Origin of the sequence: Methylobacterium nodulans ORS 2060, assembly GCF_000022085.1 — a bacterium.
GTDB lineage: Bacteria > Pseudomonadota > Alphaproteobacteria > Rhizobiales > Beijerinckiaceae > Methylobacterium > Methylobacterium nodulans.
Map to the genome: position 1 here is coordinate 2,582,945 of NC_011894.1, position 13,366 is coordinate 2,596,310.

At 66.3% G+C, this 13,366-nt stretch carries 17 protein-coding genes; 12 read left to right on the top strand and 5 right to left on the bottom strand.

Going from position 1 to position 13,366, the window contains the following annotated elements; translation table 11 throughout:
- On the top strand, positions 1 to 198 hold the full coding sequence (locus tag MNOD_RS12030) for a hypothetical protein (protein WP_015929162.1): 198 nt from the start codon (positions 1 to 3) through the stop codon (positions 196 to 198).
- Positions 199 to 200: 2 nt separating this feature from the next.
- Positions 201 to 758: a hypothetical protein gene (locus MNOD_RS41370; protein ID WP_015929163.1), complete on the top strand. Its 558-nt coding sequence runs from the start codon at positions 201 to 203 to the stop codon at positions 756 to 758.
- A 44-nt stretch (positions 759 to 802) separates the two neighbouring features.
- Here MNOD_RS41370 and MNOD_RS12040 read toward each other — a convergent pair whose 3' ends face one another.
- Positions 803 to 1,054, bottom strand: coding sequence for a hypothetical protein (locus MNOD_RS12040; protein ID WP_015929164.1), 252 nt, complete (start codon positions 1,052 to 1,054; stop codon positions 803 to 805).
- A gap of 167 nt (positions 1,055 to 1,221) precedes the next feature.
- Here MNOD_RS12040 and MNOD_RS12045 point away from each other — a divergent pair, with 167 nt between their 5' ends.
- Positions 1,222 to 1,491, top strand: a complete 270-nt coding sequence (locus tag MNOD_RS12045; protein ID WP_015929165.1) for a hypothetical protein — start codon at positions 1,222 to 1,224, stop codon at positions 1,489 to 1,491.
- An 82-nt stretch (positions 1,492 to 1,573) separates the two neighbouring features.
- Here the strand turns inward: MNOD_RS12045 and MNOD_RS46395 are convergent, their stop codons facing one another.
- Complete coding sequence (locus MNOD_RS46395; RefSeq protein ID WP_157091439.1) at positions 1,574 to 1,930, bottom strand: hypothetical protein; 357 nt, start codon at positions 1,928 to 1,930, stop codon at positions 1,574 to 1,576.
- Positions 1,931 to 2,117: 187 nt separating this feature from the next.
- Here MNOD_RS46395 and MNOD_RS12050 point away from each other — a divergent pair, with 187 nt between their 5' ends.
- The 5 genes from MNOD_RS12050 to MNOD_RS12070 all read left to right on the top strand — a co-directional run bounded on the left by MNOD_RS12050 (position 2,118) and on the right by MNOD_RS12070 (position 4,849).
- Positions 2,118 to 2,567, top strand: coding sequence for a hypothetical protein (locus MNOD_RS12050; RefSeq protein WP_015929166.1), 450 nt, complete (start codon positions 2,118 to 2,120; stop codon positions 2,565 to 2,567).
- 15 nt (positions 2,568 to 2,582) lie between these two features.
- Entirely contained in the window at positions 2,583 to 2,816 is a 234-nt protein-coding gene (locus MNOD_RS12055; RefSeq protein WP_015929167.1) for a hypothetical protein, read from the top strand.
- Positions 2,817 to 2,938: 122 nt separating this feature from the next.
- On the top strand, positions 2,939 to 3,142 hold the full coding sequence (locus tag MNOD_RS12060; RefSeq protein WP_015929168.1) for a hypothetical protein: 204 nt from the start codon (positions 2,939 to 2,941) through the stop codon (positions 3,140 to 3,142).
- Positions 3,143 to 3,150: 8 nt separating this feature from the next.
- Entirely contained in the window at positions 3,151 to 4,191 is a 1,041-nt protein-coding gene (locus MNOD_RS12065) for a tyrosine-type recombinase/integrase (RefSeq protein WP_015929169.1), read from the top strand.
- An 88-nt stretch (positions 4,192 to 4,279) separates the two neighbouring features.
- Complete coding sequence (locus tag MNOD_RS12070) at positions 4,280 to 4,849, top strand: LysR substrate-binding domain-containing protein (RefSeq protein ID WP_050783315.1); 570 nt, start codon at positions 4,280 to 4,282, stop codon at positions 4,847 to 4,849.
- A gap of 172 nt (positions 4,850 to 5,021) precedes the next feature.
- Here MNOD_RS12070 and MNOD_RS12075 read toward each other — a convergent pair whose 3' ends face one another.
- Positions 5,022 to 6,521: a CoA-acylating methylmalonate-semialdehyde dehydrogenase gene (locus tag MNOD_RS12075; RefSeq protein ID WP_015929170.1), complete on the bottom strand. Its 1,500-nt coding sequence runs from the start codon at positions 6,519 to 6,521 to the stop codon at positions 5,022 to 5,024.
- A 125-nt stretch (positions 6,522 to 6,646) separates the two neighbouring features.
- Here MNOD_RS12075 and MNOD_RS12080 point away from each other — a divergent pair, with 125 nt between their 5' ends.
- A complete protein-coding gene (locus MNOD_RS12080) occupies positions 6,647 to 7,534 on the top strand; it encodes a LysR family transcriptional regulator (RefSeq protein ID WP_015929171.1) in 888 nt (295 codons plus the stop codon).
- A gap of 49 nt (positions 7,535 to 7,583) precedes the next feature.
- On the opposite strand, the gene MNOD_RS12085 is transcribed toward MNOD_RS12080, so the two are convergent.
- Positions 7,584 to 8,486, bottom strand: coding sequence for a LysR family transcriptional regulator (locus MNOD_RS12085; RefSeq protein WP_015929172.1), 903 nt, complete (start codon positions 8,484 to 8,486; stop codon positions 7,584 to 7,586).
- 221 nt (positions 8,487 to 8,707) lie between these two features.
- Between MNOD_RS12085 and mmsB the strand changes: the two genes are divergently transcribed.
- Genes mmsB through MNOD_RS12100 form a run of 3 tightly spaced genes read left to right on the top strand, consistent with a single transcriptional unit; the run spans position 8,708 to position 11,463 of the window.
- Positions 8,708 to 9,595, top strand: coding sequence for a 3-hydroxyisobutyrate dehydrogenase (mmsB, locus tag MNOD_RS12090; RefSeq protein ID WP_015929174.1), 888 nt, complete (start codon positions 8,708 to 8,710; stop codon positions 9,593 to 9,595).
- A 49-nt stretch (positions 9,596 to 9,644) separates the two neighbouring features.
- Positions 9,645 to 10,880 (top strand): ABC transporter substrate-binding protein, encoded by a 1,236-nt coding sequence (locus MNOD_RS12095; protein ID WP_015929175.1) that lies wholly within the window; start codon positions 9,645 to 9,647, stop codon positions 10,878 to 10,880.
- 49 nt (positions 10,881 to 10,929) lie between these two features.
- Positions 10,930 to 11,463 carry an amino acid synthesis family protein gene (locus MNOD_RS12100; protein WP_244424716.1) on the top strand — a complete coding sequence of 178 codons (534 nt, stop codon included), beginning with the start codon at positions 10,930 to 10,932 and terminating at the stop codon, positions 11,461 to 11,463.
- A gap of 402 nt (positions 11,464 to 11,865) precedes the next feature.
- Here MNOD_RS12100 and MNOD_RS12105 read toward each other — a convergent pair whose 3' ends face one another.
- Entirely contained in the window at positions 11,866 to 13,245 is a 1,380-nt protein-coding gene (locus tag MNOD_RS12105; RefSeq protein ID WP_015929177.1) for a lipase/acyltransferase domain-containing protein, read from the bottom strand.
- Positions 13,246 to 13,366 lie beyond the last annotated feature (121 nt).

Below are 13,366 nucleotides of genomic sequence, written 5' to 3' on the forward strand. Positions count from 1 at the left end.
ATGCGCTCCGACCTCGTCGACCTGACGGTGCGCCTGCACCACGAGACCGCGCGCGCCGTCCTCGTCTCGATGGACGGCGACCGCGAGAAGGCGGTCTGGATCCCGAAATCCGCCTGCGAGATCGAGCCGGACGCGGGCAAGGCCACCCACACCCTGACGCTGCCCGAGCGGGTCGCAACCGAGAAGGGGCTTGTGTAGCCATGCCCCTTCTCTACGGCGGGGTGCCGGTCCCCTACACCGCATCGTGGAGCGCCGAGGAGGCGTTCCGCGTCGACCGCTGCGCCTACACGGGCCGGCCCGCGATCTGCCAGGCCGTCGCGCCCGGCGAGGGCAAGCCCCGGTTCGGCAAGCCGCACAGCCAGCGGCAGCGCGAGGCCATCGCTCGGGACCTGTGCGACCTGTGCGGCCGGCCGCTGCGCAATCGCACGAAGGTGTCGCTGTCGCATGCTCGGCCCCGGATCGGCGCCGGCGGCCTCTGCATCATGCAGGTCGAGCCGTTGCTGCACCGGGAATGCGCCGCGGTCAGCCTGCAGCACTGCCCCTCGCTGAAGCGCGACGTTCGCAACGGCGCCGTGGCGATCCGGCAGGTGCGCCGGCATCGGCCGCAGTTCGCGATCATCGATCCCGCCCACGTCGGTGAGTACGTGCCCGGCTACGTCGCCCACCTGGACGAGCGGATCGTCGGGCACGGCAAGGTCGAACTGATCACGTGGACCGACCGGGATGAGGCGTGGCTGATGCGCGCTGCCGCGGAGTGAGAGCCATGCCGATCCGCCACTACAACTTACCAGATGTTCAACATTTACTGAATTCGTGCTTCGGACACCTCATACATATTGTACAGTGTGACCATCATAATCTGAATAAATTCGACAATCTCTGTCGAATTGTCGGGCAGAGGGTCCTCCATGTAGACATTGAAGCCAGGAAACTCCTCGCCGAGGCCGCTGGTTACAATTTCAATACGTCGCACCAGATGGCCGTTAGGGAATTCGCGGATTCGGTTGAGAAGAATTGCCTCGACCTCACTGCGAGTTTTGACCTTGCAGTTCATGGGCTCACCCCCAGCCTATGCCATGCGTCGGACTTGCAGCACGCGGTGTCGGCGAAGCTCGCACAGGTTGCGGTCTGCCGCCGGATTACCAGCAACGCTTTAGGCGGTTCCTCGGTTGCGAGGCGGCCGCGTCAGCTTCGCATCCTCCAGATCGCAGGGGTGGCTCCATGACCTCCGCCGCCCTCGCCCTCACGCCCGGCACGCGCGTTCGGATCATCGGTGGGCCCCTTTGGTCAACGTGGAAGCGGCCGCTCATCGGCATCACCGGACGAATCGAGGAGCCGCCCGCGGTCCTCCTCAGCCATCCTGTCCACGGAACGCTTGCGGTCTCTCCCGGCCTTCTGTGGTTCCGTCCGGATCCGGACCGCGAAACTGCAGTCGTCGGCTGCACTTTCGTGCGCGCTGAGGAGCTTGAGGTCATCGAGGTGCCGGCATGACCTCCGCCCGCCTCACCGACCCGTTCGCAGAGGGCGCAAGCCGACCAGCGACGTGCCGCTCGATGCCGTCTTTCCGGACAGCTCAATCCAATTGCTGCTGGTGTGAGGTGGCGATGCCGGCCTCATTTCTCACCCACATCAAGGCCAGTGACCACGCTTTTCTCAAGCGGATACCAAAGAACGCTCGGCGTTTTGTCAATTGCAGCGTGTTAGTTTCAGTTGATGCGCTGCGCGTAATCTGCCTTTCATCTACAGCCAACCACAGATCTATAGGCGCGCAGGCTCCATCAAAGCTGATAAAGAAATGTTCGAATTTTCTCTGCGGCTCTCCTTCTGAATGTATGAGTGGAATATTCTTCTCAGAGGCAGTAACCCGACCGAAGAACGTAACACCGTTCATGATCAGAATTGCGCATGAGGCTTCGTCGTCGCGACCCATCATGGTCATCCCCCCAGGATGTAGCCGCACCGACAACGTTTCCGGTTGCAGGCCGTGCCACACAATCAGGGGTTTTGATTAACGTAGCCTTGCCCGGAGAAGAAACGTCGGCGGAAGCACTTAGCGGCCTCTCCCGCCTCACCCCGCCCTCAGGGCGCCCCCATCCCTCATCCGCAGGAGCATAACCGTGGCTGATACCCAATCCGCTCCCGCGCCCGTGGCCGTCGACGGCCCGGCGTTCCCACGCTTCAGCGGCGCTGAGGTGTGGGTGCAGCTGACCCAGGAGGAGAAAGCGCAGATCGGCGCCGTGGCGATCGAACTGGTTGCCTCCTGGCGGCTGCGCCAGCGGGTCTACGAGGACCAGCTGAGCGACATCGTCGGCCGGGCGGCCGAGGCCGCGCAGGTCCTGCTCACCCGGATGCTGGCCATGGAGGTCTCCGAGGCGCTGCCGGACGGCGCGCTCGAGGCGGAGGACGGCATCACACCGCGCGTCCCTTCGCTGCTCGGCGGGATCTGCAGGGACTGCGGCTGCACCCAGGAGGACGCCTGCCCTGGGGGCTGCGGCTGGGCCGGCAAGGACCAGTGCACCGCCTGCGCGGCCGAGAACGCCCCCGCGGCGGGCCGGCTCGAGCTCTGACCCTGAGGCCGCCCCATGGCTGAGTACTGGCGAGACATCGCGACCGCACCGCACGACCCGACCCGCCGCATCCTGGTGCGTGGCGGCACGTGGGTGCGCGGCAATCAGGAGGTCATCCGGCAGGCCTTCCCGGGTCTGGTGACCTGGGATGGCGAGTGGGTCGTCTGCGACAACCTCGGACCGCGCTCGACCATCCGAGATCCCGTGGAGTGGGCGCCGCTACCGGAGGACGCGCGCCATGTCGATTGATCCCGCCCGCGCCGCCCTCTCCCCATCCGCCCCTGCGTCAGGAGCGGGAGGTCAGCAGAACAAAGGAGGACCAGCCCATGCGCAGGGCTGAGCGCATCCCCAGCCGAGAGGAGATTTGACCCATGCCGCGCCGGCCTGCCGCCGTGACGCAAGCCGACATCGCCCGCGCCATCCGCGCGGTGCGTGACGCCGGGCTGCCGGTGACCCGTGTCGTGCTGCGGCCGGACGGCATCGCGGTCGAGACGACCGAGGGAGCTATCACGACAGAGCCGTTTGCCTTGCCGCCGGAGGAGCCGGAGGCTGAGCGTAGAGACGTCATCCTGTGAGCAGCGACATGCCCCGCGAACGCCCGCCGCACCTCGTCCGCGAGATCACCCGCCACGGAAAGCCCGTCTGGTATGTGCGCGTCGGACAGGGCAAGCGGATCCGGATGCGGGAGACCTACGGCTCCCCGGAGTTCTGGCGGGACTACCGCCTCGCTGTCGAAAGCGGCCAGCTGCCGGCGAAGCAGGCCGGGCCGAATCCGGGTACTCTGTCCTGGCTGATCGCCCGCTACGTCGCGAGCCCGGAATGGGCCGACCTCTCCCGGCGGACGCGGACTGGCCGGCATGCGATCCTTCGCGCGGTCGAGAAGACGGCCGGCAACGAGCTGCTGCGCCACATCGACCGCAAGGCGATTGTGACCGGCCGCGACCGGCGCCGGGACACGCCGAGCGCCGCCAACAACTTCTTGTACGCGATGCGCGCCCTGTTCGCCTGGGCCGTCGAGCACGAGCACATCGACCAGAACCCGGCGGTTGGGGTGAAGCCGTTGGCGCGCAAGAATGCCGACGTGGGCTTTCATACCTGGACCGAGGAGGAGGTGCGCCAGTTCGAGGCCCGCTGGCCCGTGGGCACGCAGGAGCGGCTGGCGCTCGATCTGCTGCTCTACACGGGGCTGCGGCGCAGCGACGTGGTGGTGCTCGGCCGGCAGCACGTGAAGGGCGACACCTTCACCATCAGGACAAAGAAGACCGGCGCCGTGGTCGTGCGGCCGATCCTGCCACCGCTCGCCGCCTCGATCGCGGCCGCACCGACCGGCGACCTCGCCTTCCTGGTGACGAGCCGCGGGACGCCTTGGGTCGATGACAGCTTTGCCAAGTGGTTCCGGCGGGCCTGCGAGAAGGCCGGCGTGCCGGGCCGGTCGCACGGCCTGCGAAAGGCAGCGGCTCGCCGCGCAGCCGAGGCCGGGGCATCCGAGATGGAGCTGAACGCCCTGTTCGGCTGGAGGCCGGGCAGCCGCGAGAGCGCCACCTACACCCGGGCGGCGGACGTCGAGCGGCTTGCGCGGGGGGCCCTGATGCGCAACCCGCGGGCCTGGAAAGGCGACGACTGAAATCCCGCACCTTCTGCGAAAAATCCCGCACCTCGAAAAAACTGGTATAATTTCAAGGCTTTATTGAGCCAAAAACCCACCGGCGTAGTTGAACACGAACTACGACCGGGTCGATTTCAGCCGGGACAAGATCAGCGTGGCGATCCGCAACAGCACGATCCCGGCGCCGCGCGACGCCGTGATCCGCGACCTCGGCCAGGAATGGATCGGCCCGGTCTGCTCGCCCGACTATCTGCGGACGGCGGGTCTGCGCAGCCCGGCGGACCTGTCGCGCGCCGTCCTGCTCTCGACCCAGACCCGGCCCGAGGCGTGGAGCGACTGGCTCGCCGCCGCCGGATACGCCGACCTGAGCTTGGAGCCGAAGCGCAGCTTCGAGCACTTCTACCTGATGATCCAGGCCGCCGCCTGCGGCCTCGGCGTCGCCGTCGTGCCCCATATGCTGGTGATCAGCGAGGTGAAGGCCGGCCGCCTCGTTGCTCCCTTTGGCTTCGTGCCCGGGCAGCGCCTCCTCAAGCTCTGGATCGCGTCCCATCTCGGGGATCGGGCCGACCTGCGTGTCTTGGAGAAGTGGCTCGTCAGCGAGATGCGCTCGATTGTGCCGCGGGAGGTTGCGGGGAAGGTCTTGGAGGCACCTTCGACAACCGTTGCCGAAGCGTAAAGCTGGCGTGGGTATGGGGAAGCTTCAGGGTCCGTTCCCGGATTACACCGGTGGTCAGCCTCGACCTGCTTCGCTGAGCCCGGAGGCGCAGTTGGACGAACTCCCGGCATGGTCGTGCTGTCCCGCGTGACGGGACAGCACGACTCCCGTGTGCGCAATCAATGATGTCCGATCATTCCATCGTCGGCATGACGAAGTCGGCACCGGCACGAATGCCGGTCGGCCAACGCGTGGTGATCGCCTTCAGACGCGTGTAGAAGCGCACCCCCTCCGGACCGTGCATGTGATGGTCGCCGAAGAGCGAAGCTTTCCAGCCGCCAAAGGAGTGGAAGGCCATCGGCACCGGGATCGGGACGTTGATGCCGACCATGCCCACCTGGATTTCGTGGGCGAACTCGCGGGCCGCATCACCGTCGCGCGTGAAGATCGCCGTGCCGTTGCCGAACTCGTGCTCGTTGATGAGGCGGGCGGCCGTCGCATAGTCGGGCGCACGCGTCACCGCGAGGACGGGGCCGAAGATCTCCTCCTTGTAGATCGTCATCTCCGGCGTGACGTGATCGAACAGCGTACCGCCGATGAAAAAGCCTGTCTCGTAGCCCTGAAGCTTCAGATCGCGGCCATCGACCAGGAGCTTGGCGCCTTCGGACACGCCCTGCGCGATGTAGCCCCGCACCTTGTCGAGGTGCTGACGGGTGACCAGGGGACCCATCTCGGAGTCCCGGTCGGTGCCGGGCCCGACCTTGAGGGCACGCACCTTCGGGATCAGCCGTTCGACGAGCGTGTTGGCGGTCTTCTCACCGACCGGCACCGCGACGGATACGGCCATGCAGCGCTCGCCGGCCGACCCATAGGCCGCGCCCATGAGCGCGTCGACCGCCTGATCCATGTCGGCGTCCGGCATGATGATCATGTGGTTCTTGGCGCCGCCGAGCGCCTGGGCCCGCTTCCCGTTCGCGGTCGCCGTCGCATAGATGTAGCGGGCGATCGGGGTCGAGCCGACGAAGCTGACGCCCGCGACCTTGGGATGATGCAGGAGAGCGTCGACCGCCTCCTTGTCGCCGTGCACCACGTTGAACACGCCATCGGGCAGTCCGGCCTCCTTCAGCCACTCCGCCAGGAGCAGGGAGGCCGAGGGATCGCGCTCGGAGGGCTTCAGCACGAAGCAGTTCCCGCAGGCGAGCGCCACGGGGAACATCCACATCGGCACCATGACGGGGAAGTTGAACGGCGTGATGCCGGCGACCACCCCGAGCGGCTGGCGCAGGGCGTGGCTGTCGACCCGAGTGCCGACATTCTCGGTCACCTCGCCCTTGAGGAGCTGCGGTGCGCCGACGGCGAACTCGATCACCTCCATGCCGCGCTGGATCTCGCCCTTGGCGTCGGACAGGACCTTGCCGTGCTCGGCCGTGATCACGGCCGCGAGGCTGTCGATCCGATCTTCGATGATCTGCAGGAACTTGTTGAGGATGCGCGCGCGGCGCAGCGGCGGGGTCCGCGCCCAGGCCGGAAAGGCCGCCGCCGCGGCGGTCACCGCGGCATCGACCTCCGAGCCGTCCGCGAGGGCCACCGCGCCGGTCTGCTCGCCGGTCGCCGGATTGAACACGGGGGCGCTGCGCCCGCTGCGGCCGGCCAGGCGGCGGCCGCCGATGAAATGGTCGATCTGTGAAGCCATGGCTGATCCCGGGGATGGCCAGTCCGTCTGGTGAACCGGCTGGTTGAGGACGCCCTTTCTTCGGACTACAGAAATTCAGGATCAACAGGCAAATTCGCCGAACCGTTGTGCGGAATTTGAAGCCCATGAACTGGGACCATCTGCAGACCTTCCTGGCGGTCGCGCGGCACGGCCAGATGCTGGAGGCAGGACGCAAGCTCGGCCTGAATCACGCCACGGTGGCGCGCCGGCTCGAATGCCTGGAGGCCGCGCTCGGCACGGCGCTGTTTCATCGGCGGCCGAACGGGTCCAGCCTGACGGAAGCCGGCGAGCGTCTGTTGCCGGTAGCGGAACGGATCGAGGCGGACGTGCTCTCGGTGACGGCCCGCATGCGGGCCGAGGAAGCCGAGCCGAGCGGGACAGTGCGGATCGGGGCGCCGGACGGGCTCGGAAACCTGTTCCTGGCCCGCGAACTCGGCGCGCTGTCGTGTCAGCACGCGAAGCTCGTCATCGAGCTCGTTCCGCTTCCGCGCTCGTTCTCGCTGTCGAAGCGGGAAGCGGACCTCGCGATCGGCCTCGACCGTCCGGTGGATGGCCGCCTGATCCTCTCGAAGCTGACCGACTACAGCCTCAGCCTCTACGCCTCACGCCGCTACCTCGAGCAGTCCGGGATGCCCGAGACGACCAGGGAGCTTGCGGGCCACGCCGCGGTGATCGGCGTCGACGACTACGCCTATGCCTCGGCTCTCGACTATAGCGCCTTTCTGCAGAGCCGGTGCCGGCGCGCCTTCCGCTGTGCCGGGGCGATCGGGCAGCTCGAAGCCGTCAAGGCAGGCGTGGGGATCGGGATCCTGCACGACTTCGCGGCCGCCGACTGCGCGGACCTCGTGCGGGTGCTGCCCGAGACGCGTTTTCAACGGAGCTACTGGCTGATGTCGCATCCCGACAGCCATGAGGCACGACGCATCGTTGCCTGTCGCGACTTCATCGTCCGTCGGTTTCGCGAGGAGCGCGCCCGGTTCCTCCCTGTCTGACGCTTCGGTGCCGAGCCGGGCGACGGGACCATCCGGTGGCAGCCGACCCTCACGGAGACTGCAGCAGCGTGAGGTTTTGACGAACCGTGTCGTAGATGAACTGATGCACCAATCGGACGCGACTGAGCTCGTTCTGATCCTCGTGCACGAGGAGCCACCACGTCCGTTTCAGGACAACCTCCCGGCCGAGCACGTTGACCAGGTCGGGATATTGCTTTGCCAGGAAGTAGGGCAGGACGCAGAGCCCGAACCCGCTCACCGTCGCATGCAACTGCGCGAGAATACTGGAACTCTGAAAGCGCGCATTGATGTAAGGCGACACCTCGTCGAGATAATCGAGCTCCGCGATCGTGATGAGTTCGTCAATGTAGTTGATGAACTGATGCCCCCGGAGGTCGTCGAGCGTCCGGATCGGCCTGCTCCGTGACAGGTAGGCGGGGGATGCATACAGCCCGAGCCCGTAATCGGCGAGCTTCTTGGCGAGCAGGCGGCCGTGTTGCGGAATGGCGAGCGCCACAGCGAGATCGGCCTCCCGCTTGGTGAGGTTGAACACCCGCGGCATGGCGACGAGCTGGATGTTCAGCGCCGGATGCTGCGCAGCCAACTGGGTGATGCGAGGCGCCAGGAAGATCGACCCGAACGCATCCGGCGCGCCGATCCGCACCGTGCCCTGAATCAGGCGGTCCCGTCCGGCGATGTCGTCCTGCGCCTGCCGCAGCAGAACCTCCATGCCCTCGGCGGCGTTCATCAGACGCTCCCCCGCTGTCGTGAGCGTCAGACCATCGGCGGCGCGATGGACGATCTGAGAGCCGACGCTTCGCTCAAGCTCTGCAAGATGGCGGCTCACGGTTGAGTGCTTCACCCCCAGTGACCGGGCTGCGCTCGACAGCGTTCCCGCGCGTGCGAACGCCAGAAGCGATCGCAGATGATCCCAGCTTGCTTCGACCGACATGGAGCAGCCCAAAAATGCACATGTGATGCGCAAAACTAGGCGATTGCTGCCCCTTTTTGAATCGCCGTAGAGGAGTTCGGGAGGGGACCAGGGAGAGGCACGCCATGAACACAATCCGCTGTATCGCCGGTGGCCGCGCGACCGCCGGGGCCCCGGCGCAGCATGCGGGCGACGCCCGATTCGTCGCCTCGACCGTGAACGCCCGGCAGCGGTGATCGCCGATGCGTCGCGTCGCAGTCATCGGCCTTGGGAACATGGGCGGTCCGATGGCCGCCAATCTCCGGAAGGCCGGCCATTCCGTCTCCGGCTTCGACGTTTCTCCTCGCAGCCGGGACTTGGCCGCAGCCGGCGGCATCACCGTCGCATCCTCCGTTGAGGCCGCCGTCGCGGATGCGGACGCGGTGCTGACGATGCTGCCCAGCGGAGCGATCGTGCGCTCCGTCTGGCGCGAGGCGATCGCAGCGGCCCGGCGCGGCGTCCTGATGATCGACGCCTCGACCATCGACGTGGACAGCGCCCGCGAGGTGCATGGTCTGGCACGGAGCGCCGGCCTCCTGTCCCTGGACGCTCCCGTCTCGGGCGGCACGGAAGGTGCGACCGCCGGGACGCTGACGTTCATGGTCGGTGGCGACCCCGACAGCTTCGACGCCGGACGGCCCCTCCTCGAGGCGATGGGACGTCGGATCGTCCATTGCGGGGCGCCCGGGAACGGTCAGGCGGCGAAGATCTGCAACAACATGATCCTCGGCGTCACTATGATTGCCGTCAGCGAGGCCTTCAATCTCGCATCGCAGGTCGGCCTCTCGCATCAGGCCCTGTTCGATGTCGCCTCGACGTCATCCGGCCAGTGCTACGCGCTGACGACGCACTGCCCGGTTCCGGGCCCCGTCCCGACTGCCGCGTCCAACCGGGGCTACCGGCCCGGCTTCGCTGCCGAACTGATGTTGAAAGACCTGGCTCTGTCGCAGGAGGTCGCATCGGCGAGCGGAACCGCCACACCGCTCGGCGCGGCGGCTCGCAGGATTTTCAGCGAGTTCGTCGAACAGGGCGGCCGCGGCAGAGACTACTCCGCGGTGGTCGAGCATCTCAAAGAAAGATCCGACTCATAGGACGGCAGCGGTCGGCAACAAGACCAATACGCGTCAATGGGAGTGAAACATGCGCTTCAAGACAGTGCTGCTCGCGGCTGCTGTGGCGTCTCTCGCGCTTGGTCCCGCACACGCGCAGCAGGACAAGACGATACGAATAGGGGTGTTGAACGACCAGTCCGGCCCCTACGCTGACATGGGCGGCCCGGGTTCCGTGATCGCGGCGCGGCTGGCTGCGGATGATTCCGGCCTTCGCGACAAGGGCTGGACGATCGACATCCTCTCGGCCGATCACCAGAACAAGGCGGATGTGGCCGCGGCGATCGCCCGCCAATGGTACGACGTCGACCGCGTCGACATGATCACCGACGTGACGAACTCGGCCGCTGCTCTCGCGGTCAGCCAGATCACGAAGGACAAGAACAAGGTCATGCTGGCGTCGGGTCCGGCGACCTCCGACCTCACCGGCAAGGCCTGTTCTCCGAACACGATCCACTGGACCAACGACACCTGGGCGCTTGCGCACAGTACGGGCAAGGCCATCGTCCAGACGGGCGGTAGGACGTGGTACTTTCTCACCGCCGACTACGCCTTCGGGCAGGCCCTGGAGCGCGACACGGCTGCGGTGGTCAGGGCGAGCGGGGGAACGGTGATCGGCGCCGTGCGCGTGCCGCTCGGCAGCGCGGACTTCTCCTCGTTCCTCCTGCAGGCGCAGGCTTCGAAAGCGCAGATCGTCGGCCTCGCCAACTCGGGCGGCGATACCACGAACTCGATCAAGCAGGCTGCCGAATTCGGCATCGTCTCGGGCGGCCAGAACCTTGCAGGTCTCCTGATCTACATCACAGACATTCACTCGATCGGATTGCAGACGGCGCAAGGGCTGATCCTGACCTCACCGTTCTATTGGGACCTGAACGACGGCACGCGGGCCTTCGCCAAGCGCTTCTCGGCGCAGATGCGCGGCGTCCAGCCCACCATGGTGCAGGCCGGCGTGTATGCGGCGACGATCACCTACCTGAAGGCAGTCGCGGCTGAGGCCAATCCCCATGACGGCCGCGAGGTCGTGAAATCCATGAAGGCCTCGCCGACAGACGATCCTCTGTTCGGCAAAGGCCGCATCCGCGAGGACGGCCGCAAGATCCACAACATGTACCTCTTCGAGGTGAAGAAGCCGTCCGAGTCTCGCGGTGCGTGGGACTACTACAAGCTTCGCGCGACGGTGCCGGCCGAGGAAGCGTTCCGGCCGATCGAGGAAGGAGGCTGCCCGCTCGTGGCGAGCACGCAGCCCGTCTCAGCCCAGAATTAACCGCCCTTTAGCTGGCAATCAGAGAGGCAGTCGGATGTCCCTATTGGCGTTGCGAAAAATCGTCTCGCAGCTGGAAGAGACGCTGAGCGAATGCGGCCGACCGGTCGAGCCCGCGACCAAGAAGGTAGCGGTGACCGCAGTGATCAAGAACCCGTATGCCGGGCGCTACGTGGAAGATCTCACACCGCTCTACGACCTGGGGGCGGAGGTCAGCAAGATCTTGGCCGAGCGCGGCGTCGCTCTGCTGGGTGTCGCACCCGATCAGGTTCAGAGCTACGGGAAAGGCGCGATCATCGGAACCGACGGCGAGATCGAGCACTCCGCGGCTCTGCTGCACCCCCGCTTCGGCGCTCCCGTCCGTGCAGCGGTCGGTAGCGGCAAGGACATCATCCCGGGCACGAAGAAGGTCGGCGCGGCCGGATCCACCATCGTCATGCCGATGACGAACAAGGACAACATTTGGGACTTCGACCACATGGACTCGATCGAGGTCACGATCCCGGATGCGCCGAAGCCGGACGAAATCGTCATCTCGGTCTGCCTCGGCATCGGGGGGCGTCCGCTCCACCGCGTCGGAAAGTGAGCGCACGACGCCGTCGGCAATCCCTGCAGGACGCTGTGGACGGGTGAGGAGGTCGATGAACCTTGGGCGGCCTGGAATCTCATCCGGCTGCCACGCAGGTGCGCCCGCTCATGGACGGAGCGCATGGCAGTGAGGGTCGGCAGCAGCGCGCAGGGGAGCAGCACCTGCACCATCCGGATATGCACGCCGATCGTGTTGAACAGCAGCTCTCGCCGCCACGTCGCCGCACTCGACTGGGTCAGGCGCCAACAGGTCCTTGGAAAGGTCACGAACGTCCAGATTGGATGTCATTTCTCGCCAAGGCACCCAGCCCGCAGTGCTTCAGCTATCCAAGTGTCGCCGTGAAATCTATCAGGTCGAACTGTTTGCTGCTACCTTCTACTACTCTGAAGGACGCATCTCTCATTCGATCTCCGATTGCCGCGAGCAGACTGCAAATGCGACGCGTGCCGGCTCGGGCGCGCCCTCAAACCGCAACTCATAATGGCCGGGTTCATCGACAGGATCGAGGTAGAACCGCAGGCGATTGACTCGGGGGCCGGCATAGGACACGGGCACGCGCCGGATCTCCGCGCTCACAGGCGCGTCCCCGTCCCGGATCTTGCGCAGGAAGAGTTCGCCCTGCACGGCATCGAGCGGCGCCGTTGCCTCGTCCGAGGGCAGGTCGGCATAGAGCAGGACCTCGATGTCCTGTTGCGCCTGCGCTACGGGGGTCTCCAAGGACAGGGCAAGGCGCGGGCCGACCAGCGCCTCGAGCGCAGGGCCGGCATCGCCGCCGAACAGCCGGAGGAAGACGGCCCGGAAGGCCGAGCCCTTGAAGGCCGTAGCGTGCTCGTTCGTCGCGATGTGACGCTGGGGCGCCCGCGCGAGCGCACTGTACAGCGGCACGGTGCCGTCACCGGCATCCTCGGTCCGGCTCACGACGGTGCGCTCCCGCTCGATTCCCGTGCCGCTGGCGAAGACATTGACCCGGGTGGCCGTGCGGTGCCCGGCCCCGGCGAAGTAGAAATAGCGCACGCCGGCCGGACGCTGGCCCGCGCCGAGCACGCCGTGAACCGCCGCGTTGCGCGCCAGCAGCGCGTGATTGAGGCCGAGCCGGGCGGCAACCTCGGGGCGGTGAATGTCGAGGGGCTCGAGATCCTCGCTGGCCTGGTCCCAGCACGTATCCTCCCCGGGCCCCGGCAGAAGCTGATAGGCGGATGGATAGGCCTCCTGGCTTGAAAGCCAGGCAAAATCCTTGCCGCTTATGCCCAGTGCACTGTCGGCGCCGAGCACGCGAGCGAGCGCCACGGGCGCGCCCGCATGCGGCGTTGCCACGGCCACGAACTGACGGAGAGACCCAAACCAGGGGCGGCTGCGATAGACGGGGCTCTCGAGAACAAGGCGACAGATCAGACCGCCCATGGAATGGCCGACGAGCGAGATCGCGCGGGCTCCGTCCCGGTGCGCTGTGTCGAGGACATCCGCAAGGCGGTCGGCCGTTGTGAACAGGTCGAGGCGCCAGTCATACGGAAATTTGATCAGGCGCTGGTCCGAACTGCTCTCCGTGAAGCCCAGCTCTCGAAACAGACCGAACAAAGGTCCGTAGAAGTCGAAGCAGAGAACATTCTCGATGATTGGTCCGACAACGATCTTGGGCGAGGCAAGCTTTTCCCGCCGCTTGTAGCCGAACTGCGTCTCCAGCGGCTCGGGAGGCCAGACCTCTTCGTCAGGCCCGCCGCCTTCGCCCGGCAGCCGCAGGCGCGAACCCATAATGCCGGGGACGACGACCGCGACCTCCATGCTTCACCTCTGGTCCCGTTTGGTCGCCTGCTGTTCTTGCTGTAGCGGTATTCTGAGTAGCATACATCCCACAGTTGGTGAACTATGTCGAGACTGCCCGATTCGAGACGAGGCAGTTCCG